Source organism: Paenibacillus filicis (assembly GCF_038070315.1).
GTDB classification, from domain to species: domain Bacteria; phylum Bacillota; class Bacilli; order Paenibacillales; family NBRC-103111; genus Paenibacillus_G; species Paenibacillus_G filicis.
The window spans coordinates 1-1,033 of sequence record NZ_JBBPCC010000058.1 but is presented as its reverse complement, the minus strand read 5'-3'; the positions used below and the strand labels follow the sequence as shown (position 1 = coordinate 1,033).

Annotated in this window: 1 rRNA gene; it reads right to left on the bottom strand. The window is 53.7% G+C overall.

What is annotated here, in order from left to right:
- Window positions 1–1,033: ribosomal RNA gene (locus WMW72_RS35500) — 23S ribosomal RNA — on the bottom strand; the annotation flags it as partial.

The window sequence follows — 1,033 nt, the reverse complement described above, 5'->3', positions numbered from 1 at the left end:
CGTCATAGCTTCGGTGGTGTGTTTAGCCCCGTTACATTTTCGGCGCAGAGTCACTCGACCAGTGAGCTATTACGCACTCTTTCAATGGTGGCTGCTTCTAAGCCAACATCCTGGTTGTCTGGGCAACTCCACATCCTTTCCCACTTAACACACACTTCGGGACCTTAGCTGATGATCTGGGCTGTTTCCCTCTTGACAATGGATCTTAGCACTCACTGTCTGACTCCCGGGATAACGTCTGTGGCATTCAGAGTTTGACTGGACTTGGTAACCCTTGGCGGGCCCCGCACCCAATCAGTGCTTTACCTCCACGACGCATCTCCCGAGGCTAGCCCTAAAGCTATTTCGGGGAGAACCAGCTATCTCCGAGTTCGATTGGAATTTCTCCGCTACCCCCACCTCATCCCCGCATTTTTCAACATGCGTGGGTTCGGGCCTCCAGTGCGTGTTACCGCACCTTCACCCTGGACAGGGGTAGATCACACGGTTTCGGGTCTACGCCTACAAACTATGTCGCCCTATTCAGACTCGCTTTCGCTGCGGCTCCGGCTTCTCACCTTAACCTCGCTTGCAAACGTAACTCGCCGGTTCATTCTACAAAAGGCACGCCATCACCCATGAACGGGCTCTGACTTTTTGTAAGCACACGGTTTCAGGTTCTATTTCACTCCGCTCCCGCGGTTCTTTTCACCTTTCCCTCACGGTACTGCTTCACTATCGGTCACCAGGGAGTATTTAGCCTTGGCAGATGGTCCTGCCGGATTCAGACGGGGTTTCACGTGTCCCGCCTTACTCAGGATACGCCTAGGGTGTTCGCAGATTTTGAGCTACGGGGCTTTTACCCACTATGGCCGGCCTTTCCAGACCTGTTCACCTAATCTGCTGCACCCATGACGGCGTCCTACAACCCCGAGGCGATAAATCGCCCCAGTTTGGGCTAATCCGCGTTCGCTCGCCGCTACTGACGGAATCACTATTGTTTTCTTTTCCTGAGGGTACTTAGATGTTTCAGTTCCCCTCGTCTGCCTCCACT